This window comes from Vibrio sp. 14N.309.X.WAT.E.F5, assembly GCF_030397615.1.
Taxonomy (GTDB): domain Bacteria; phylum Pseudomonadota; class Gammaproteobacteria; order Enterobacterales; family Vibrionaceae; genus Vibrio; species Vibrio lentus.
Genome location: NZ_JAPNXR010000009.1, coordinates 141,336 through 162,338, shown reverse-complemented (window position 1 = coordinate 162,338; position 21,003 = coordinate 141,336). Strand labels below are relative to the sequence as shown.

The window sequence follows — 21,003 nt, the reverse complement described above, 5'->3', positions numbered from 1 at the left end:
TTACCCTTTATTAATTACAATTAGTATCTTTCTCTTAATAAAGCTTAATTTTTCCTTGATTGAATGAATCTGGTATCTAAAAGACTCGACTAAGTTAAATGAAGTGCTCTCTCTTGCGAAATTCCGACAATGCTCTTTATAAGCATAGTATGAATTTAACCTTTCAACAGTCCTTAAACTATGACTAATATTAGTTGAATGTACTCGGTAAAAAGCTCTTGATTTATTAGTATATTTAATCGGCAATACAGACTTCATTTTTATATAATATAGCCACTCGCCATACAAATTATACCTTTCATCCCATCCGCCAATATCTTTAAAGCACGATGTTTTATGTAGCATACCCACCACACTAATAAAATTGTAAATACTAATTTGGAAGTCAATATCCTTAGTGTACTCAACCTGTAAATGGTCATCTCTTATTAGACCAAAAGTCTCTCCAATCTCATTTATTTCAATACTGTTACAATGAATTAAAGATTCCGATCCTGACGCTTCTGTTAACATACTATCCACATGTTCTTCAGGTAATAGATCATCATGCCCCAAATATATAAAATAATCTGATTCTATACTGTTAACACCTCTATTTATTGAAGTAGGAAGACCCGAGTTTACTTCATTTTTTATTAATCGTATTTTGTCAACAAAATGACTTTGGCATAAGTTATAGGTATCATCAGTACTACAATCATCAACGACAACAATCTCAATGTTTTTATATGATTGCTCTAAACAACTGTTTATCGTCTCGACAATATATTTACTTCCGTTATATGTTGGTATGATAATCCCAACTTTCTTTGAGCAACGATTATTATCTTTCACAAGACATCTCCTCTTTCAATGATGAAATAAAACAAGGGAATTTATAACCGACTTCGCTTATTATCCGATTATTATTTAATATGACTTTATTCGGCCTATTTACTTTTGTTTTTAAACCGTAGTCACCTAATGTTACGATATTTGTTCTTTTAATTATATCTTTCTTAAACCTAACTAATGTTAGGGCTAGTTTGTATGGCGAAAGAACAAGCTCTCCACAAACATCATAAACACCAACTTGCATTGGAGATTTAATTGCTAAATAGATGATATTTAAAAAATCATTTATAAATATGTAGTTAGTTTTAAAGTCACTAACCAAGTTAAGTTCACCATCACCTAAAACGACATCTAATATACCGCTTCTTTGGTTTTCCTGTGAATGGAATAATATAGGTGTAGGTCTTAATATAATATAGTTACTGTTAGTCTCTTTTATATAATTATCTGCTAATAACTTCACCGTCCCATAATAATTCAACGGTATTTCTCTATTGATATTATCACTACTTGTTGAATATACCATAGCACTAGAGATGTGTATAAATTTCACTCCTCTAGATTGACACTCAAAACTAACATTTTTAACTAAAGAATAGTTAACATCAAAACATAAACTAGGATTTTCCTCGCAATATTCAACGCCACTAATACCAATACAATTGATAACTACATTTGGCTTGACTTTTTCAACAGTCTCTTTAATAGAGGTTGAAGTTAATTCGTCCACTTTTAAGATAAAAGCTGTGCTTTTGTTCCTAGATGTGCCAAAAACAGATAGGTTATCTATTTTTGACAACCGTTTAAACAACCTTGCTCCCAATAAGCCTGTAGCTCCAAGAATTAAGACTTTCATATCTAAACCTCAAGAGCCAACTTTCTAAGGTACTCACCGTAATTTGTTTTATTCAACAACTCAGATGTTCTGAGCAAATCTTCTTTCTCTAACCACCCATTTCTCCAAGCAATCTCCTCTAAACAAGCAACCTTTAACCCTTGAATATTTTCAATCGTTTGTACAAAAGATGAAGCTTCATGGAGACTATCGTGTGTTCCTGTATCTAACCAAGCAAAACCACGTCCTAATAATTCGACATTTAGAGAGTCATCATTTAAATACATTTCGTTCAGCGTGGTAATTTCCAACTCCCCCCTCTCAGAGGGTTTGATTTTTTTTGCCATTTCAATAACACGATTATCGTAGAAATATAGTCCAGTTACTGCATAATTTGACTTCGGGCGTTTTGGTTTCTCTTCAATCGAAATGACACTCATATTCTGATCGAATTCAACAACACCGAACCTTTCGGGATCTTTTACTTGATAACCAAAAACAGTCGCGCCAACTTCGATTTTAGAAGCATCCCTTAAAATTTTTGAGAATGATTGACCATAAAATATATTGTCTCCTAGAATCAAGCATACTGAATCATTACCAATAAAGTCCTCTCCAATAATAAACGCTTGTGCTAAACCATCAGGCGTAGCTTGAACCTCATATTGCAAGTTAATACCATACTCACTTCCATTACCTAATAGACGCTGGAAACTGGCTTGATCTTCAGGTGTCGTAATTATTAAAATATCGCGTATACCAGCTAACATTAGAGTGGATATTGGGTAATAAATCATAGGTTTATCATAAACTGGCAACATCTGTTTTGATGTACCACGAGTTAATGGGTACAAACGAGTGCCTGAACCACCAGCAAGAACAATACCTTTCATTATTTTTCTCCTTGTTTAGTAACAACAGGAGGTATGCATACTCCCAAACGTTCACCGATATATGAACCATCTAACACGCGCGACCACCATTGTTTATTATCTAGATACCACTGAACAGTCTTACGAATACCCGATTCAAACGTTTCTTCAGGCTTCCAACCTAATTCGCGTTGAATTTTTGATGCATCAATAGCATAACGAACATCATGCCCAGGACGGTCAGTAACATAAGTAATTAAATCTGCGTATTTATTCACACCTTTAGGTTTAGTTGGTACCAATTCTTCAAGCAATCGGCAAATGATTTGCACTACTTCAATATTTGCTTTCTCATTATGTCCACCAATATTATAAGTTTCACCGACTTTCCCTTCAGTCAGTACTTTATATAAAGCTCGCGCATGATCTTCGACAAACAACCAATCTCGTACCTGCAGACCATTTCCATAGACAGGTAATGCTTTACCAGCCAAAGCGTTCAAAATCATCAGCGGAATGAGTTTTTCAGGAAAATGAAAAGGACCATAATTATTTGAGCAGTTGGTGATTAAAGCAGGTAAACCATAAGTACGCCCCCACGCACGAACCAAATGATCAGACGATGCCTTTGATGCTGAATATGGACTTGATGGTTCATATGACGTTGTTTCTGAAAATTGGTCATCAGTGCCTTCTAAGTCACCATATACCTCATCGGTAGAAATATGATGAAAACGAAACGCAGCCTTATCACGTTCAGACATTTCATTCCAATAAGTGCGAGTCGCCTCTAATAAGGTATACGTACCAACAATGTTTGTTTCGACAAATGCAGCAGGACCATCAATGGAACGATCTACATGCGATTCAGCGGCAAGATGCATCACCGCATCAGGCTGATACTGCGCAAAAATACGGTCAAGCTCCGTGCGATTACAAATATCAACCGCTTCAAATACATAACGAGCATTTGATTCAACTTCAGCAAGCGACTCTAAGTTACCTGCATACGTAAGACTATCAACATTTATGACTCTATTAGATGTATTCTTGATTATATGACGAATGACTGCAGAGCCGATAAAACCGGCACCGCCAGTAACTAGAATTTTCATAGTTTTCTCTGTGTTTTTGAACATAATCACGAACGTGAAGATGTGTATTATTTTTAGGTAAAAAATCACAACACATATTTAATACGATAGAATCTCAACTTCGACATTAAAACAGAGTAGTGATAGTGTGATGAACATTTCTATTTATGTGGAACTTATCAAATTTTCGCTATTTTTCCCTAGGGACTATGTACCCGCTTTATTGTAATAAGCCCTAGCAAATTCACCTAGAGTTCACCAGGCTGCGATTTATCTACACTAAACGTTTTAGAATGGCGTCAGTAAGAATTTAGCAAAAAATAGATAGACGATATTGTATTCCAAACTCAAAAGGCAGATTAGCTTTTATGATTAGTTGAATAAACATAATTATAATAGCCATAAGAGCTTGATGCTTTCTTCTCGATGGCGTTGAATATGACCCCCTTCACTGCAATGCCCGACTGTTTGAAACGGCTACGAGCCACGTCGATCTCTTTAACAGTATTTTGACCGTAACGAGCAACCATCAATACTGTACCAGAAAAAGCGCCGACAATACTTGGGTCGGTTACCGCGAGTACAGGTGGAGTATCAACGATCACCAAGTCATACTCTTTTGTTGCCCATGCCATTAACTCTGCAAAACGTGGATGCATTAGTAATTCAGATGGATTTGGTGGCACTTGACCGCGAGTAATAATGTCTAAGCTCTCGACAGATGTTGCTTTAACGAATTGAGCAAACTCTTGCTTTTGACTCAATATATCAGAAAGGCCATTATCCCACTCCACACCAAAACTTTGGTGTAGATAACCTTTACGCATATCGGCGTCAATAAGTAGAACCTTTTGGCCCGTTTTAGCTGCTACTGCGGCAAAATTTGTTGAGATAAAGGACTTACCAATACCCGGTGCTGGGCCAGAAATCATCAAAATGTTATTTTTCGCTTCGAGCATCGCAAAGTGCAAGCTAGTACGCAGACCACGCAGCGCTTCAACCGAAAGATCCGCTGGGTTAGATTCAGCAAGCAGGGTTTGAGTCCCCTTAATTTGTTGTTTCTTCGATTTAACGCGGTTGCTTAGCTCAATTTGTAAATCAGATTTTGGCACTGCTGCGTAAACAGGCAAGCCAATTTGCTCAATTTGGTCTGGACTTTCAACGCCACGGTGGAACGCTGCTTTCATCAACACAAACGCAACACTTAACATGCCACCCAGTACCGTAGCTAATATCACTATCAATGGTTTGCTAGGTTTTACTGCTCGCGGATAAGATTGAGCGTCATCTAAGATACGAACATTACCTACAGTACCAGCTTTAATAATACTCAGCTCTTGAACCTTGTTTAAAAGCTGGATATAAATTTGTTGGTTTACTTCTACATCACGAGTCATACGCAGCACTTCACGTTGAGTCTTAGGTAGTTTTTGCACTTGCTTGTTTAAACGCTCTTTTTCACTCAATAAGACACTTCTTTTGTCTAGTAAAGCTCGGTATGTAGGATGATCTTTCGTAAACTTTTGGCTAACTTCACTTTCTTTAAAAGTCAATTCATTTAACTGAGCTTCTAAACCAACCATAACTTTTAACGTGGACTGAGCTTCTAACCCTAAATCTATCGATTCATTCTCTTGACGGTAGTTGTTCAGCGTGTCTTCATAACCAGTTAACTCATATTTAATTCCCGGAAGGTGTTTTTCCAAGAAAGAGAGACTCTTTTCAGCTTCCGCGGAATTTCGTTTCACATTTTGTAAGAAATAAATCTGACTAATGTGGTTCAATATTTCGGAATTCAGCTGTTTATTTTCACCAGTAAAGCTCAACTTCAGAACCCCAGTCTGCTTACCTTGCTCAGATAAAGACAAAGATTGCTTCAGCCATTCGATCGCTTCTAATCGGCTACGTTTGCTAATCAAGAATTCAAAATCGTTATGCGATTCAAAACCAGCCACAAACAAGCTGTATTCGCCTGCAGTTGCTAGTTCACCCACTTTGCCTTGCAAAATAATACGTTTATCATCACGAATTAATCGGTAAGTACCTTTTTCGGAATCAACAATCTGAATCGTGTGAGAATATTCATTTGCATAGCTTGGTAACATAAAACGGCTCACCACAATGTGGTTGATGCCACCGGTTAAGCGTGCAAAACCTTTACCGACGATTGGTGCATAATTAGGAGACGTTACGGTGGTTAAATTGAATTTATCAACCGTTTCACCTAAGATCATACGAGATTTGATGATCTCCACTTCTGTCGTCGCAGAAGACTCTTGCGAGAACATGTCACCCATGTCACCAACCATTGATGAAATACCGCCAGAGCTCTTCTCTTCAATTTGAATCAGCGCATCGGCTTTGTATATTGGGGTTGAAAGCAGAGCAAACGCGATACCAAACACAGCAAATGCAAATGTGGTGAGCATGACCAGCCATTTAGCATCCAATAAGATACCAATCAATTTCCCTAAATCTATCTCATCAGAGTTATCTGCGTGTGATTGCTGAGATGGTTGTGTTGTCATCAGATTACTACTTCCTAAACTAGTATTTTGAAGAGAAGTTAGATGCGGCTTATATGCTTCTCTCTTATATGATTCTATTAATCGCTATGTCTCATAGCTTAACTGGATATTTTATCTATAGATTAACTACAATTTCTTAGCCCAAGCTTGCGCCGCTTCGTCAATCAACTTATAAGCGTGTTCAAACGCCTCACGACTTTGACGGTAAGGATCGGGAATGTCTTTATGATCAATCCACTGACCAAATAGCATGGTTTTACCACGAGCCTCCGGTGATATTTGAGTAAGCGCCTCTAAATGGCCTTTCTCCATCACCAAGATCAAGTCATACTGGGCACAAAGTTGCGGCGTAATTTGTTGAGACTGATGATTTTCAACATCTACCCCATTTTCTGCGGCAATTAAAATGGCGGTTTCATTGGCAGGTTTACCGATTAAACGACTTTTCTCGGCAGCAATACCGGCAGAGGCAACTTCTTTACTAGGAAGCAAGTTTTGTAAAACTCGCTCTCCCGTAGGGGAACGACAAATGTTACCAACGCAGACCACTAAAATTTTATTAAACATAACTGACTTCTGACTGTAATGGACTTATAAGCTGAGCGTACTCATAAACCGAATGCACTTCTAAAAATAAAAAATCAGGCCACACGTGAAGTGCGACCTGATTACTGTTCAATCTTAGCCTAAGGCCAATTACGAACACGTAACGCACCTTCGGTTAAATTATTAAATCCGGTAATGGTTGGTAGCAACTGCCCTACAACACGGTTCCAACGACTGATAGGAGCTGCTGTAACGTATACAATATCATAAGGTTTTAAGCCGAACTCGGTACCAATCACCAAAGCTGAAGCATCTTCTATGTTGAGCTGGTAGATATCCGCCATACGTTCTGATTTATTATCAGAAGTACGAATCACAAACACACCCGTTGCATCAGCAGTCAGTTCATTAATACCACCGACATTACTCAGGGCTTCCGTTAGGCTCATCCCCACTCTGTCAATCTTCAAGAGTTTCGGTTCCTTAACTTCACCCATCACGAATACTTTCTGCTTGTCGTTTCGAGGGACGTGAACAATATCACCTGCTTGCAGCAAGCGGTTTTGAGTTAGGTCGCCACGTTGCATCAAGCCGTAAAGAGAAAGGTTTTCTTCTACGCCATTGCGCGTTAACGAAACGTTACGCCAGTCGGCATCTTCAGACAAACCTCCTGAACGGTTCACGGCATCCAACAAAGTTAATGGTATATTGGTGATGGCTTGCTGGCCAGGTTTTGAGACCTCACCAGTAATATAGGTTTTCTTAGAGCGGAAAGCCGCGACGTTAACATCAACCTGGGGGCTTTCGATGTACTTAGCTAAGCGGTTTGCAATATCAGTACGAACTTCGCGTACGGTTTTACCAGCTACTTCAACGGTACCAATATACGGGTAGAAGATTGTGCCATCAGCATGAACCCAGTTACCCGCTTCGGTACTACTACGGTAAGAGCCAGCCGGAATAGTCAGTTCTGGGTGATCCCAGATCGTAATGTTTAAGATGTCACCGACACCCACTTGATATTCATACTTTGCAATATCAACATCTAACGTCGGGTTAGCTTGGGAAACAGATAAAGATTCATTTCGGTAACTCGATACTGATTGAGCTGTCAGTGGGTAAAGGTTAACCACATCAGAGATATCAGATTCTTGCTGTTCCTCTGAAGGCTGAATCACATTCTTGTTGCCAGTAGAAAGGTGAGTTCCTGGAGTAGTACACCCTGCAAGCAATGCAGGAAGGAGCGCTAAAAGGAGACGATTTTTATTAATCTTCATGTTAACCAAGTCATAGAAACGGAATGTGTCGTGGTATCCCAAAGGATCCCCCAAAGAAGCTAGAACAAATAATTTTATCAGCTACGCAGTGTTTAATAGAGTTAAGGAAGGCTATTAGAGTGATCTCACTTCCAATTTCACATAAAATAGGAACGCTACCGCCCCTTGATATTCCGCGACATCACACTGCGTAGTTATGTTGCTCCTATCTGGATGGGATTTGATTAGGAGTTTTCTGTCTAAAATGTAGTAAAAAGTGTGCTTGCATACGGTTAGTTTAATCCGTAAGCATTATCCACAAATTGTGGTTATTATCAACCTAGTTGAATGGTTTAAGGTTAAAGAGCTAAGAGCAGGTAAAGTCGTGACGGGATGCTTTTAGCTCCTCTCCTTTATCACAGCTATTGCTTGGTAGAAAATACCAACACAAGTGGAGACTGGGAACGGTTGGTAACACATAGATTAACATCCGACTCTAACTCACCTTTTGATGAACTCACCCATCACAAACGGACGGCGTTCAAGAGGGAGAACCAAAAGCTAGGCTCTTCGCAGGCTTAATTACTCTCACCTGCTTTAAAGCTCTTCAAGACTCGATTACCCGAATCTCTTTACTGCTTTTTCCCTGATCTTCGATACTCGAATCTCAATACTGTTCTTTTCCTCGCTCTTCGCATCCCGATTACTCGTTACCCGTATCTGCCTCTATATCTATTTCACACTACTCGGTCTTTGGAACCAAGGGGAGCGAGCATCGGTTTGATCGAACAAGTTGTACTGCTTATTCAATACTTGGCCGCCGTCACGCGTGATCGGTAACCAGGTGAAGCCAGCGCGGCTTGAGCTTGGTTTCACGGTAACGAGATCAAACGGAATCGACACGTAGAAGCCTTTGGTGTAGCTGCCTTCACCGTACTCTTCGGTTGTCATGTCGGTTAAGCTGACAAACGCACCGGCAATCACGCCGCTCTTGAATTGCTTAGAGAAATCGACACGAGTACCGATATCACCCGCCAGGAATTTACCGACGCCGACTTTCAGTAAGGTATCGCTCAAGAAGTCCCATTGTGGGGTGTAGTAACCGGTAATAAAGCCAGTGGTGCCTTTATCGATCACTTTGTACGTTCGGCTGCTGTCATCTGGGTTGACTTGGATCTCTTGATCAAACGTACCAAACCAACTCTCGGGGTCTCGTTGACTGATCGCGGTCATGTCCGCGCCAATCGCCCAGTTTTGGTTGAATGGACGATACAGGATTTCTCCACCCACACCCGCGAACATGCTCTCTAGGTAACCGCCGTAGGCTTGGGTGTAGACACCGCTGCCGTAGTCTTCAAACCAAGTCAGTTGTAAGCGATCTAAACGAACCGGATCGTCAACGTAAGAACGGAACAAAGTTCTTACTCTTGGCGTTTGGTCAGTGCCATCTGATGGAATTTCGTAATTAAACTTGTCGTAGTTATCGACTAAGTTAACGTAAAGAGAACCCGACAGTTCGACATTGTTTAACGCCCAGAACGAAGCATTGGTGTATAAGCCCAAACTGTATAAGTAGAAGTTTTCAGCCGAACCGAACGATTGAGCTAAGTTTGGTGAAATCGACACATCGAATCGTTCACGCCCATCATGATAAATAACGGATTTCTTACGCTCTAATTCGTGAGTATCGGTTGCATCACTGGTTTGAGCGTTGAGGTAACTGTTGTTCGCCGCCGCTTTGAACGCTTGTGCATTTACCGTTGTCTCGGTGAGTTCCAATGACTTATCGTTTTCGATGATTTTGTAGGTATCGATGTAACTCGGCACCGCGTTGGCGATCACGGTCGCACCTCGCTCAAGGGCGATGTCTCTGTCTCGGTACTTAACCTGAGTACCCTTTACCACAATACTGTTATCGTCGACCAAGATTTGCGCTTGTTCATAGCCAGCGATCGTTTCAAGCTCTTCCGCGAGGGCTGCCATGTCAATATCATCAACCGTCTCGACACCGCTTGGACGCAATTCTGCGGTTTCAGTATCTCGCCACACAGAATACATTTCATTGAAGTTAGTCGAGAGATCAAAGCCAAGAGTCAGACTATCACCTCGCTCGTAGCTCACTTTCGCTGAGCCCCAATCAGTGAAACGGTACACCGCACCCACGTTCCATGGCGTGTGCTGTGTCATGTCTACACCACCACGTACTACTGGGAAATCTTGAGAGTAATCGTTGCCATCGTACTCAAGCTTCAAGGTTAGCGGCTTATAAGGGGTTTGGTATTCAAAACCGCCATAAATTGCAGCATCGCCTTTAAACCAACGCTCAAAATCGACACTGCCGCCATTACCTTTATAGTCAGACGGGCGTTCACAATACTTGTCACTGGCTTTACACAGTGGGTTAGTGAAGTTGCCACTGGTGCCCATGTATCCCCAAGCCATGCCCAAGGTAAAATCAACAGGGCCAAAGCGCTTGGTTGCCGCGACAAATTCGCCATCAAACAATCCTGTACCACCGAAGTCACGCACACCTACCGACACTTCCGGCAAGTAGTACCCTTCTTCGATTAAACGCAGTTTAAAGTCGATGCCTTTATCTGTGTATTTAGTACAACCACTGAATGAGTTTTGTGAGCAGTCTTGGTCTGCGCCTCCGCTATAAAGCAGATCTTGTACTTGTGTATAACGAATGGTGGTTTCAAGCCAAGGCATCACCTGTAGGCTCACGTTATAAAAGTAATATTCGTTATTAAACGAGGCACTAAAGTTAAACTCGCCTTCTGGTGCCATTCGGCCTGTCGGCATTTGCATTAAGCCAACACCACCAAAGTTCATTTGCGACGTTCTGTATTCTGTGTCGTCGAATGATGATTTATCTGCTCGAATCGAAGCGGAATCAATGGTTGTTTCTGCACGAGCTGTTTCTGCAAATGCAAAGCCACTGTTGGTTATTAACAAAGCGCAGGTAACCGCTGTGCACACTGTCGATAGAGGGAATGATTTCTGTTTCAGCATTACAGGTCAACCTTATGACGTAGCAAATCGACAATATCTTGGTTCAACGTTGAGTATTCCGATGGCAAAGAGTAAAACGCCATAAATACGATGGCACCAGGTGCTAAATAAACTGGCTGTTCGTTCCAGTAAGCGTATTGAATGGTTTGCACCACGCCATCTGGCTGAACAACATACGTCACGCTTTTATCTGCGGATTCACCAATAAAGCCGTTCGGCAATGCATCGAGATAATCATTCAAGGTTCCATGCTCAATCAGATCCATTGTTACCGACTTTTTCATTACACCCATCAACTGAATGGACATTGGTCGTTGTGGCAAGTACAGAGAAAAGGCTTGAGTTTGACTGGCTGACGGCTTGTTAGTATGAGAACTTGAAACAAGCAGTGGATTCTTATCTGATTGAGAGATAACCGCATTACGGTCTAACTCAATAAAAATTCGATTGAGATATTGGAAAGAGGCTAATTGTTGGCGCACTAGGTTTGCTTCTGGCTCTTCTCTTGCGAAAGCTTCAAGCTGGTTCAGCACATTGCGCTTTTTTGTTTCGATATCTTTGTTAGCTTTGTTGACTTGGTTAGCTTCAGTAGCTTTATTAGATTCATTAGCTTGAGTATTGGTTTTATCAAACAGTTGAGCCGAAAGGGGGAAGTAACCAATACTGCCGCTAGCATTTTCGTTAGAGCTAGCGTTAGCGTCGTCTAATACCTGAAGTAATCTAACGTTAGCTTTATACTCAAGCGTTACACCTTGAAGGGGAAGCTCAACCGTTGTCTTAACCGAAGGCGTAACAACGTTAGATGCCGCTGAAGCGTTGCTAACAGTGCACAGAGAGAACAGCGCGCTCAAAGCTAACAAGTTTCTCATCATTAACAGAGCTCTCACTACTGGCAACCGACGTCCCGTCATTTTTGATGCGTGACCAATATAATTCATCATTTTAGTTCATTACCCTGTTCGTTAATTGCTTTGATAATGCTTAAGGACGGTTAACTCAAGCCTTGTCATATCAGGGCCTAAATACTGTATGGTTTTGACCACTTTGCCTTTACTGTCGACCCAATATTCGTTGGTTATGTCTTGCTCTAACATTGGGAAGTTAATTTTTTCTTGGAACTTCTTGGTATCGATAGACGCTAACGGTGTTTCGACCGTTTCATTCCCTGCATACGTTCGGGTGATATTTGCTTTATAGCCGAATCGATAGTTAGGTTGCCAGTCGTACACCGCTTGCCACTTTTGGGCACCCGGATTCGCTGACACATCAAACGCAGAAGAAGAGTCTGGTGACGAGCTGCTTGCAGACGAGAACGTATTTAACGGTTGGAATGCCAAACCTGAAAGGTTTTCGTAAGGAAGCAATAGCGTTTGTACGATACGTCCATTTTCAGTGACGATCATCGCTTTGTCAGAAGACATCCACTTTAACTGCTCTGCGCCCGTGTGAGGGTTTTCACCGACGTACGCCAAAACCATAAAGATTTTACCTTGATCGTTTACTTCCGCATAAATGCTGGAATAAGGTAAGGCTTGAATATATTCCTTTGACAGCCCAACATCGGAGCTTCCAAAAAAGGCTTCATCAAAAGTGGCATTAACGTCTTTGGCTTTTTGAGAACAAGCCGTTAATAAGAGAGCTGTAAAGAGTAGTAAGATCGTTTTATTCATGAAAATCAGAACCAAGTATGATGGTGGCATAAAAAAGCCACTTTACACATATATGTAAAGTGGCCTTTCAGCTCAAAGATTGATTACTTTTGAGCTGTCACTGTCGTTGCACCGCTTTCATTAGAAGCAACCGCGACTGCTGCCGCTGCCGCTACTGCCGCGGTGGTTACTGCTACGGTAGTTGCTGTGCCAGCTGCTGCTGCAGATGCACCTGCACCAGCTGCTGTACCACTACCTGAACCAGCACCCGCTGCCGCTGTAGTTTCAACTGCAAATGCAGCACCGGAGAAGCTAACTGCTAATGCAGCTGCTAGAGCCATCTTTTTCATAATGATTTCCATTAATATAAACGTTTATATGTAGAGGATGATTTTCACACCCTCAATCAGTTGCTCAGCTTAAACAACTGATTGATCATCATAGATAATAACCACAATCAAGTAAATGAGTAAATCATAAGCAATACCTTATAACCCCTTCTTGAGATAACGCTTTTTGCACTACAGTACCCTTCCTCTGTATTCTCCTATCCTTTCTCGCTATACTCCGACCTAGAGTTTTTCGCCCAATAACGAATAAGAGTTCAAGATATGCAAGAGTTAGTGCCATTTGTTCAAGAGAATATGATTTTAGCCATCGTATGGATCGGCTTGGTTGTTGCCATCATTGCGAACGTTATCAAGACATCAAACGCAGCTTACAAAGAGATCACGGCAGCACAAACCACACACATGATTAACCGTGAAAACGGTGTTGTGGTTGATATTCGTACTAAAGATGAGTTCAAAAAGGGCCATATTACTGACGCAGTTCACATTTTGCCGTCAGATATCAAAGCAAATAGCTTTGGTAGCCTTGAAAGCCACAAAGCCGACCCAATCATCGTAGTATGTAAGACAGGTCAAACAGCTCAAGAAAGCGCTAACCTACTGGTTAAAGCTGGTTTCGAAAACGTAAGCGTGCTGAAAAGCGGCTTAGTGGCTTGGAGCGAAGCTAACTTACCTTTGGTTAAAGGTAAGAAGTAGTTCAAAGCAAAAAGTAAGCTGACCTGATTACGCGAATATGACTTTAAGGTTTTGTTCGGCTGATATGACGAACGAAACCTAATTATAAATTTTTAAGGACAAGAAAATGGCTGAAGCAGCACAACAAGACGCACAACAAAACTTCGCAATCCAACGTATCTTCCTAAAAGACGTCTCTTTCGAAGCGCCAAACTCTCCAGACATGTTTCAAAAAGAGTGGAACCCAGATGTAAAACTGGACCTGGACACTCAAAGCCGTGAACTTGGCGAAGGCGTTTACGAAGTAATCCTACGTCTAACGGTTACAGTTAAGAACGCAGAAGACACTGCATTCCTTTGTGAAGTTCAACAAGGTGGTATCTTCTCTGCAAGCGAAATGGAAGCTGGTCAACTGGCTCATTGCCTAGGCGCATTCTGCCCGAACATCCTGTTCCCATACGCTCGTGAAACAATTTCTAGCCTAGTGGTTAAAGGTACGTTCCCACAACTGAACCTAGCTCCAGTAAACTTCGATGCTTTGTTCATGAACTACCTACAGAACCAAGCTCAACAAACTGAAGGCGAACAGGCTTAAGTCTCAAAGTAGAACTTAACTCTAACGTTTCAAGCGCTAGTTAGCTTTTAAATGCACATCGTAGCTTCTGCGATGTGCATTTTTTATTTACACTGTACTAAGATTGAAAGCTCTTCCTATTTTAGTGGAAAGCTTTTCCAGAACTCTTCGATTTCCCTCATTATTTTTAGGTGGAAGCATGACAGAAACAACTCGCCCGACGAACACGACAGACGCTTACGGCAAAGACAGCGCTTACGGCAAAGAGATCACTATGACAGTGATTGGCGCAGGTTCTTATGGAACATCTTTAGCGATATCTCTAGCGCGTAACGGTGCCAATGTTGTTCTTTGGGGACATGACCCTGTTCATATGAATCGCCTTGAATCAGAGCGTGCGAACAACGAGTTTCTACCAAATATAGAATTCCCAGAAAGTTTGATCATTGAATCTGACTTAGAAAAAGCAATAACTTCAAGCCGAGACCTTTTGCTTGTTGTCCCGAGCCACGTATTCGGCGTCGTGCTTAACAGCATTAAACCTTACTTAGCCTCAGACTCTCGCATCTGTTGGGCGACCAAAGGCTTAGAGCCTGAAACCGGTCGTTTACTTAAAGATGTCGCGCATGATGTGCTTGGTGATGGCTACTCACTAGCTGTTCTATCAGGGCCTACCTTCGCCAAAGAGTTAGCGATGGGCATGCCAACAGCAATTTCAGTGGCTTCACCTGATGAAGTTTTCCTAGAAGAGCTTCAAGAAAAAATTCACTGCGGTAAAACATTCCGCGTGTACGCAAACTCAGATTTCATTGGTATGCAGCTTGGCGGCGCAGTGAAGAATGTTATCGCAATTGGCGCAGGCATGTCGGATGGTATTGGCTTTGGTGCGAATGCACGTACCGCGCTTATCACTCGCGGTTTGGCTGAGATGAGTCGCTTGGGCGCAGCACTTGGTGCCCAGCCAGAAACCTTCATGGGCATGGCTGGATTAGGCGACCTAGTACTAACCTGTACTGATAACCAATCACGCAACCGTCGTTTTGGTTTAGCGCTTGGTGCAGGCAAAGATGTAGATACCGCACAAGAAGAAATTGGCCAAGTCGTTGAAGGTTATCGCAACACCAAAGAAGTTTGGTTATTATCAGAACGCATGGGTGTTGAGATGCCAATTGTTGAACAAATTTATCAAGTGTTGTATCAAGGGAAAGATGCAAACTTAGCAGCACAAGATCTACTTGCTCGAGACAAGAAGTCAGAAAGATAATAAGAGCAGATACGGGATATGGGTAACGCAAGAGCAGTAGAGAGATTCGGATAAACGAGATACGAAAGATTAAGAGCACATTCAAAGTTCGACGGATATGCTTTTCGTTACTCGCATCTCGCGACTCTAATCTGTTCTTCTAAGCTCACTCGTATCAGCCCCTTAAAAATAATGGATGGTAAAATGAAACACTGTGAACAACAAAAAGTTTGGCAATGCATTGTGAAGGAAGCTCGACAGCAGTCGGAGCAAGAGCCTATGCTTGCGAGTTTTTATCATGCCACGATCATCAACCATGAAAGTTTAGGCGCAGCCCTTAGCTACATCCTAGCAAACAAGCTAAAGACGGCTTCAATGCCTGCAATGGCAGTGCGTGAAGTGGTTGAACAAGCATTTAAGCAGGATCAATCTATTATCGATGCGGCCGCTTGTGATATTTGCGCGACGGTAAATCGAGATCCTGCGGTCGAGATGTACTCGATGCCTCTGCTTTATCTGAAAGGCTACCATGCTCTACAAGGCTACCGAGTGGCTAACTGGCTGTGGAAACAAGGTCGTATTGCACTTGCCACTTACCTACAAAACCAAATATCTGTCGCTTGCCAAGTTGATATTCACCCGGCGGCTCGTATCGGTAAAGCTATCATGCTCGACCACGCGACAGGCATTGTGATTGGTGAAACCGCTGTCGTTGAAAATGATGTATCTATCCTTCAAGACGTGACTCTTGGTGGTACGGGTAAAGAAGGCGGCGATCGTCACCCTAAGATCCGCGAAGGCGTGATGATTGGTGCAGGTGCTAAAATCCTCGGCAATATTGAAGTTGGCGAAGGTGCTAAGATTGGCTCTTGCTCTGTGGTTCTGCAAGCCGTACCACCTCATACAACAGTCGCTGGGGTTCCTGCAAAAATTGTCGGAAAACCGAAAACAGACAAGCCATCTTTAGACATGGACCAAGGGTTCAATGGTCGCTCGCAAAATTTCATCCATGGTGATGGAATTTAAGAGCAGATACGGGATGCGAGTATCGAGATGCGAAGAGCTTAAAAGCAGATTCGGGATGCGAGTAACCGAGATACGAAGAGCTTAAAAGCAAATGTGGATTCGATTCAGCGAAATTCGAAAAATTAAAAGCAGATGAATACAACCAAATGACGATAATGATGAAACAAATTCGAGCCATTAGCCGGACTCTTCTGATATCTGCTAGCCTTTGTGTTGCTCTTTTATCGACATCGTCATTTGCCGCCTCTCAGGGCGAACTGAAAGGTGTATCGAGCGAAATATCTCGCCAACAAAAAAATCTTTCCTCACAGCAGAAAAAACTCGACAACCTACAGGCAAACCTCAAGAAACAAGAGCTGTCCATTGTTTCGCTTGAAAAGGCGATTCTAGACAGTAAAAAGCAACTCAATACCGCTAATGCAAATATTGCCAACTTAGACACCAAGATTAAAGCGCTTACAGCTCAGAAAAAAGTTCATACCGACAAATTAGAACAACTGATTCAGACTTACTACATGACAAGCCGAGCTAAAGCTTCTTCTCACATTCTCAATACTGGTGTTGAAGAAGATCGCATCAGTCACTACTACCAACACCTTGCCAAAGCTCGCTCCGCAACAATTAAAACGATTGAACAGACGCAACTTGAATTAGAAGAGAGCCATAAACAGCGTCAACTCGAGCAGGAACAAATTGCGACCCTGTTAAAACAGCAAACAACAAAGCGCGATACGCTAGCCAAAACCCAAACACAACGTAAAAAAACCGTTGGCAGTATTAAAAAGAACATCTCGGGTGACAAAAATTACTTAGCAGAGCTTCAGCGAAATGAAACTCGCCTTAAAGCTGAAATAGCGAAAGCGGAGAAAGCGGCTCGCGAAAGACGTAACGCTGTTCCTATGGATGGTTTAGCTAAACGCAAAGGCAAACTACCTTGGCCGATCAAAGATAAAGTTCTACATAACTACGGTTCACGTCAAACGGGTCAAATTAACTGGAAAGGCATGGTGATCAACGCCAAGTACGGTCAGCAAGTAAAATCAGTTTACTCAGGCACGGTGGTATTTGCCGAGTATCTACGTGGTTATGGCTTAGTAGTACTGCTTGACCATGGTAAAGGCGACATGACGCTCTATGGCTTTAACCAAGCGCTTTTAAAGAAAGAAGGTGACAAAGTTAAAGCGGGTGAAGCCATCGCGCTTGCAGGTGACACTGGTGGTCAAACACGGCCATCGCTGTACTTTGAAATTCGTAGAAACAGCCAAGCTCAGAACCCGAAGAGTTGGTTGATTAGATAGAGAAGATTCGGGATTCGAGTAATCGAGATGCGAAGAACTTAAAGAGACGCCGGGTTCGAGTCACCTAAAAACGAAAAGCTTAAAACCGACACAAGGTCAGAGTAAAACGTGACATGAAAAACGCTAGCCTAGTTGCCGCTCTACCCTGCTTTTCGTTTACTCGAATCTGCTCTTTCCCGATCTTCATTACTCGTATATTTCTACTTTGAATTCAACGCCCTTACACCATCTTCCAGTAATGTCAGTTGCTCAAAACCTTGGGCAGTCGCAATAGGCTTCACAGTAGCTATCATCTGTAGCATACCTTGATGTACCACTTGCTCTGTAATTTGAGCTTTTGGAGACATCGCAGACTGATAAGCTAACCAGCCTGATGCGATCAAGTGAAGCGACGTTACCATCGACTTCATTTCCGCATCCGTTGCTTTGAGCAAGTTCAACTCAACAAAGGCTCTCATGATATCGACAAGGTTGGTTTGTAATCTTTCTTGTACTGCCATGTAATCAAGGTGGAGTTTTTCATCACGTGACAATATTTCAGGCAGATTCGCATAGAAAAATCGGTACTTCCACATCAGTGTGAAGATAGAATCTAAGTAGGTCTTTAGTAGCGTCAGGCTTTCTTGTTGGCCTTGAATTGGCGTGAACCTTTCAAGCAACTCTGTTGAATAGAGAGTGAAGATATCACGGACAATTTCTTGTTTGTTACGGAAGTGGTAGTAGAGGTTACCAGGGCTAATCTCGATATGCTCAGCAATATGATTGGTCGTAATACTGCGCTCGCCATGCTCATTAAAAAGCTCTAGAGCAGCGTAAACAATCTTGTCACGTGTTTTCATTAGTAATTAGTATCCCTATCCGTTTAGTGGTTCAGTATATCGCCACTAAACAGATAGATCGAGCTGTTAACATCTGGTCTAATTAGCAAGTGCTAAAATTCAACTGTAATCAATCACTGCCAAAGAGGTCTCGTGTGTAAACCTTATCTGCAACGTCTGCGATTTCTTCTACCATTCTGTTAGAAACAATCACATCTGATACGGCTTTGAACTCTTCTAGGTCAGAATAAACCTTCGAGTTAAAGAAATGCTCTTCTTCTAATACTGGTTCGAATACGACTACTTCGATACCTTTAGCTTTCAAGCGCTTCATGATTCCTTGAATCGACGACGCACGGAAGTTGTCCGAACCAGCCTTCATGATCAAACGATAAATACCGACAATTTTAGGCGAGCGCTTGATAATTGAATCAGCAATGAAGTCCTTACGAGTGCGGTTAGCATCGACAATGGCACCCACAATGTTGTTTGGTACATCTTGATAGTTAGCTAACAGCTGTTTGGTGTCTTTTGGTAAGCAGTAACCACCATAGCCAAATGAAGGGTTATTATAGTGATTACCAATTCGAGGGTCTAAACCAACGCCTTCAATGATCTGACGTGAGTCCAAACCATGCGCTTCCGCGTAAGAATCAAGCTCATTGAAATAAGAAACACGCATCGCTAGGTAGGTATTTGAGAACAGTTTTACCGCTTCTGCTTCTGTTGAGTTAGTAAACAAAACATCGATGTTCTCTTTTTCTGCGCCTTCAACCAGCAGATTCGCAAACACTTTAGCGCGCTCAGAGCACTCACCAACGATAATACGAGACGGGTGTAAATTATCGAATAAAGCCTTACCTTCGCGCAAAAACTCTGGTGAGAACATGACGTTTTCACAGTTTAGCTCTTGCTTAACGCGCTCAGTATAACCAACAGGCACCGTTGATTTGATCACCATGACAGCATTTGGATTGATATCCATGACGTCTTTAATGACCGATTCTACAGAACTGGTATCAAAATAATTATTTTTTGGATCATAATCGGTTGGAGTAGCAATGATGACAAACTCAGCATCTTTGTAAGCCGCTTTATCTGTTGTCGCTCTGAAATTCAGAACCTTACTTGATAGAAAGTGCTCAATCTCATTATCTACAATCGGTGACTGCTTATTATTCAGCATTGTCACTTTTTCATCGATGATATCTACCGCGACTACTTCATGATGTTGTGCTAACAGCATTGCGTTTGATAGACCTACATACCCAGTACCGGCTACTGCAATCTTCATGATAATACCTATAGTTTTGAGTAATTAACTCAACATAATTTATAACTTAGCTTGCCGTATCATACTCTGGTTGGGGAATTATTCCACTAGCCCGCTTTATCCATTTCTTGCTATACTCATGACAGTTTTGTATTCAAAAGAGTTAGAAATTATGATTATCGTAACTGGTGGTGCTGGCATGATTGGCAGCAATATTGTTAAGGCGCTAAATGAAGCGGGCCACAACGATATTCTGGTCGTCGACAACTTAAAAGATGGTAAGAAATTTAAGAACCTTGTAGACCTAGACATCACGGATTACATGGATCGTGATGATTTTTTAACTCAAGTTATGGCCGGTGATGATTTCGGTCATATTGAAGCTATTTTCCATGAAGGTGCATGCTCTGCTACCACTGAGTGGGATGGCAAATACATGATGCTTAACAACTATGAGTACTCAAAAGAGCTACTTCATTACTGTGTTGAGCGTGAAATTCCCTTCCTATATGCCTCTTCCGCTGCAACGTACGGTGAAACTGATACTTTCATTGAAGAGCGAGAATATGAAGGTGCATTGAATGTCTACGGCTACTCAAAACAGCAGTTTGATAACTACGTTCGTCGCCTAACCGCGGATGCCGAAGCGCATAACGAAACACTTCCACAAATCGTTGGCTTCCGTTACTTCAATGTTTATGGTCCACGCGAGCAACACAAAGGCAGCATGGCCTCAGTAGCATTTCACTTAAACAACCAAATGAATGCCGGTGAAAACCCTAAGTTGTTCGCAGGCAGCGAAACCTTCAAGCGTGACTTTGTGTATGTCGGTGATGTAGCAGCAGTAAACCTATGGTTCCTAGAAAACGGTGCTTCAGGTATTTTCAACCTAGGTACAGGTAACGCAGAATCTTTTGAAGAAGTCGCAAAAGCAGTAATCAAGTACCACGGCAAAGGTGAAATCGAAACGATTCCTTTCCCTGAACATTTGAAAGGCGCTTACCAAGAATTCACTCAAGCTGACTTAACGAAGCTTCGCAGTACTGGTTGCGATATCGAGTTTAGAACAGTGGCAGATGGTGTCGCTGAATACATGAAGCTCGTAAACGCATAGTTG

Annotated in this window: 19 protein-coding genes; 6 read left to right on the top strand and 13 right to left on the bottom strand. The window is 41.9% G+C overall.

The window, feature by feature from the left end; genetic code table 11:
• The 11 genes from OW495_RS12385 to OW495_RS12335 form a co-directional block, all read right to left on the bottom strand.
• The gene (locus tag OW495_RS12385) at positions 1-834 is read right to left on the bottom strand and encodes a glycosyltransferase family 2 protein (protein WP_102541685.1); all 834 of its coding nucleotides are present in this window, start codon (positions 832-834) and stop codon (positions 1-3) included.
• The gene (locus OW495_RS12380) at positions 824-1,690 is read right to left on the bottom strand and encodes a sugar nucleotide-binding protein (RefSeq protein WP_102541686.1); all 867 of its coding nucleotides are present in this window, start codon (positions 1,688-1,690) and stop codon (positions 824-826) included. Before OW495_RS12380 ends, OW495_RS12385 begins: the two co-directional genes overlap by 11 nt.
• 2 nt (positions 1,691-1,692) lie before the next feature.
• Positions 1,693-2,562, bottom strand: a complete 870-nt coding sequence (gene rfbA, locus OW495_RS12375) for a glucose-1-phosphate thymidylyltransferase RfbA (RefSeq protein ID WP_102541687.1) — start codon at positions 2,560-2,562, stop codon at positions 1,693-1,695.
• The gene (gene rfbB, locus OW495_RS12370; RefSeq protein WP_289886781.1) at positions 2,562-3,656 is read right to left on the bottom strand and encodes a dTDP-glucose 4,6-dehydratase; all 1,095 of its coding nucleotides are present in this window, start codon (positions 3,654-3,656) and stop codon (positions 2,562-2,564) included. Before rfbB ends, rfbA begins: the two co-directional genes overlap by 1 nt.
• A 338-nt stretch (positions 3,657-3,994) precedes the next feature.
• Entirely contained in the window at positions 3,995-6,163 is a 2,169-nt protein-coding gene (locus tag OW495_RS12365) for a polysaccharide biosynthesis tyrosine autokinase (RefSeq protein WP_289886780.1), read from the bottom strand.
• Between the two features lie 126 nt (positions 6,164-6,289).
• Complete coding sequence (locus tag OW495_RS12360) at positions 6,290-6,730, bottom strand: low molecular weight protein-tyrosine-phosphatase (protein WP_102541690.1); 441 nt, start codon at positions 6,728-6,730, stop codon at positions 6,290-6,292.
• A gap of 119 nt (positions 6,731-6,849) precedes the next feature.
• Complete coding sequence (locus OW495_RS12355; protein WP_102541691.1) at positions 6,850-7,986, bottom strand: polysaccharide export protein; 1,137 nt, start codon at positions 7,984-7,986, stop codon at positions 6,850-6,852.
• A gap of 711 nt (positions 7,987-8,697) precedes the next feature.
• The gene (locus OW495_RS12350; protein WP_102541692.1) at positions 8,698-10,980 is read right to left on the bottom strand and encodes a YjbH domain-containing protein; all 2,283 of its coding nucleotides are present in this window, start codon (positions 10,978-10,980) and stop codon (positions 8,698-8,700) included.
• Positions 10,980-11,921: a capsule biosynthesis GfcC family protein gene (locus OW495_RS12345; protein WP_102541693.1), complete on the bottom strand. Its 942-nt coding sequence runs from the start codon at positions 11,919-11,921 to the stop codon at positions 10,980-10,982. Before OW495_RS12345 ends, OW495_RS12350 begins: the two co-directional genes overlap by 1 nt.
• Positions 11,922-11,942: 21 nt before the next feature.
• Positions 11,943-12,650: a YjbF family lipoprotein gene (locus OW495_RS12340; protein ID WP_102541755.1), complete on the bottom strand. Its 708-nt coding sequence runs from the start codon at positions 12,648-12,650 to the stop codon at positions 11,943-11,945.
• Positions 12,651-12,733: 83 nt separating this feature from the next.
• Positions 12,734-12,979: a hypothetical protein gene (locus OW495_RS12335; protein WP_102541694.1), complete on the bottom strand. Its 246-nt coding sequence runs from the start codon at positions 12,977-12,979 to the stop codon at positions 12,734-12,736.
• A 261-nt stretch (positions 12,980-13,240) separates the two neighbouring features.
• Between OW495_RS12335 and OW495_RS12330 the strand changes: the two genes are divergently transcribed.
• From OW495_RS12330 to OW495_RS12310, 5 genes are all read left to right on the top strand, one after another.
• Complete coding sequence (locus OW495_RS12330; RefSeq protein WP_016786319.1) at positions 13,241-13,675, top strand: rhodanese-like domain-containing protein; 435 nt, start codon at positions 13,241-13,243, stop codon at positions 13,673-13,675.
• Positions 13,676-13,781: 106 nt separating this feature from the next.
• Positions 13,782-14,249, top strand: a complete 468-nt coding sequence (secB, locus tag OW495_RS12325; protein WP_061023745.1) for a protein-export chaperone SecB — start codon at positions 13,782-13,784, stop codon at positions 14,247-14,249.
• Between the two features lie 178 nt (positions 14,250-14,427).
• Complete coding sequence (gene gpsA, locus OW495_RS12320; RefSeq protein ID WP_289886771.1) at positions 14,428-15,492, top strand: NAD(P)H-dependent glycerol-3-phosphate dehydrogenase; 1,065 nt, start codon at positions 14,428-14,430, stop codon at positions 15,490-15,492.
• A 183-nt stretch (positions 15,493-15,675) separates the two neighbouring features.
• Entirely contained in the window at positions 15,676-16,497 is an 822-nt protein-coding gene (cysE, locus tag OW495_RS12315) for a serine O-acetyltransferase (protein ID WP_009847961.1), read from the top strand.
• Between the two features lie 146 nt (positions 16,498-16,643).
• Positions 16,644-17,795, top strand: a complete 1,152-nt coding sequence (locus tag OW495_RS12310; RefSeq protein WP_102541696.1) for a peptidoglycan DD-metalloendopeptidase family protein — start codon at positions 16,644-16,646, stop codon at positions 17,793-17,795.
• Between the two features lie 200 nt (positions 17,796-17,995).
• Here the strand turns inward: OW495_RS12310 and OW495_RS12305 are convergent, their stop codons facing one another.
• On the bottom strand, positions 17,996-18,634 hold the full coding sequence (locus OW495_RS12305) for a TetR/AcrR family transcriptional regulator (RefSeq protein WP_065106098.1): 639 nt from the start codon (positions 18,632-18,634) through the stop codon (positions 17,996-17,998).
• Positions 18,635-18,743: 109 nt separating this feature from the next.
• Entirely contained in the window at positions 18,744-19,907 is a 1,164-nt protein-coding gene (locus OW495_RS12300; protein ID WP_102541697.1) for a nucleotide sugar dehydrogenase, read from the bottom strand.
• Between the two features lie 151 nt (positions 19,908-20,058).
• On the opposite strand from OW495_RS12300, the gene rfaD reads away from it, so the two are divergent.
• Positions 20,059-21,000, top strand: a complete 942-nt coding sequence (gene rfaD, locus OW495_RS12295; protein ID WP_099167217.1) for an ADP-glyceromanno-heptose 6-epimerase — start codon at positions 20,059-20,061, stop codon at positions 20,998-21,000.
• The last annotated feature ends 3 nt before the right edge of the window (positions 21,001-21,003 follow it).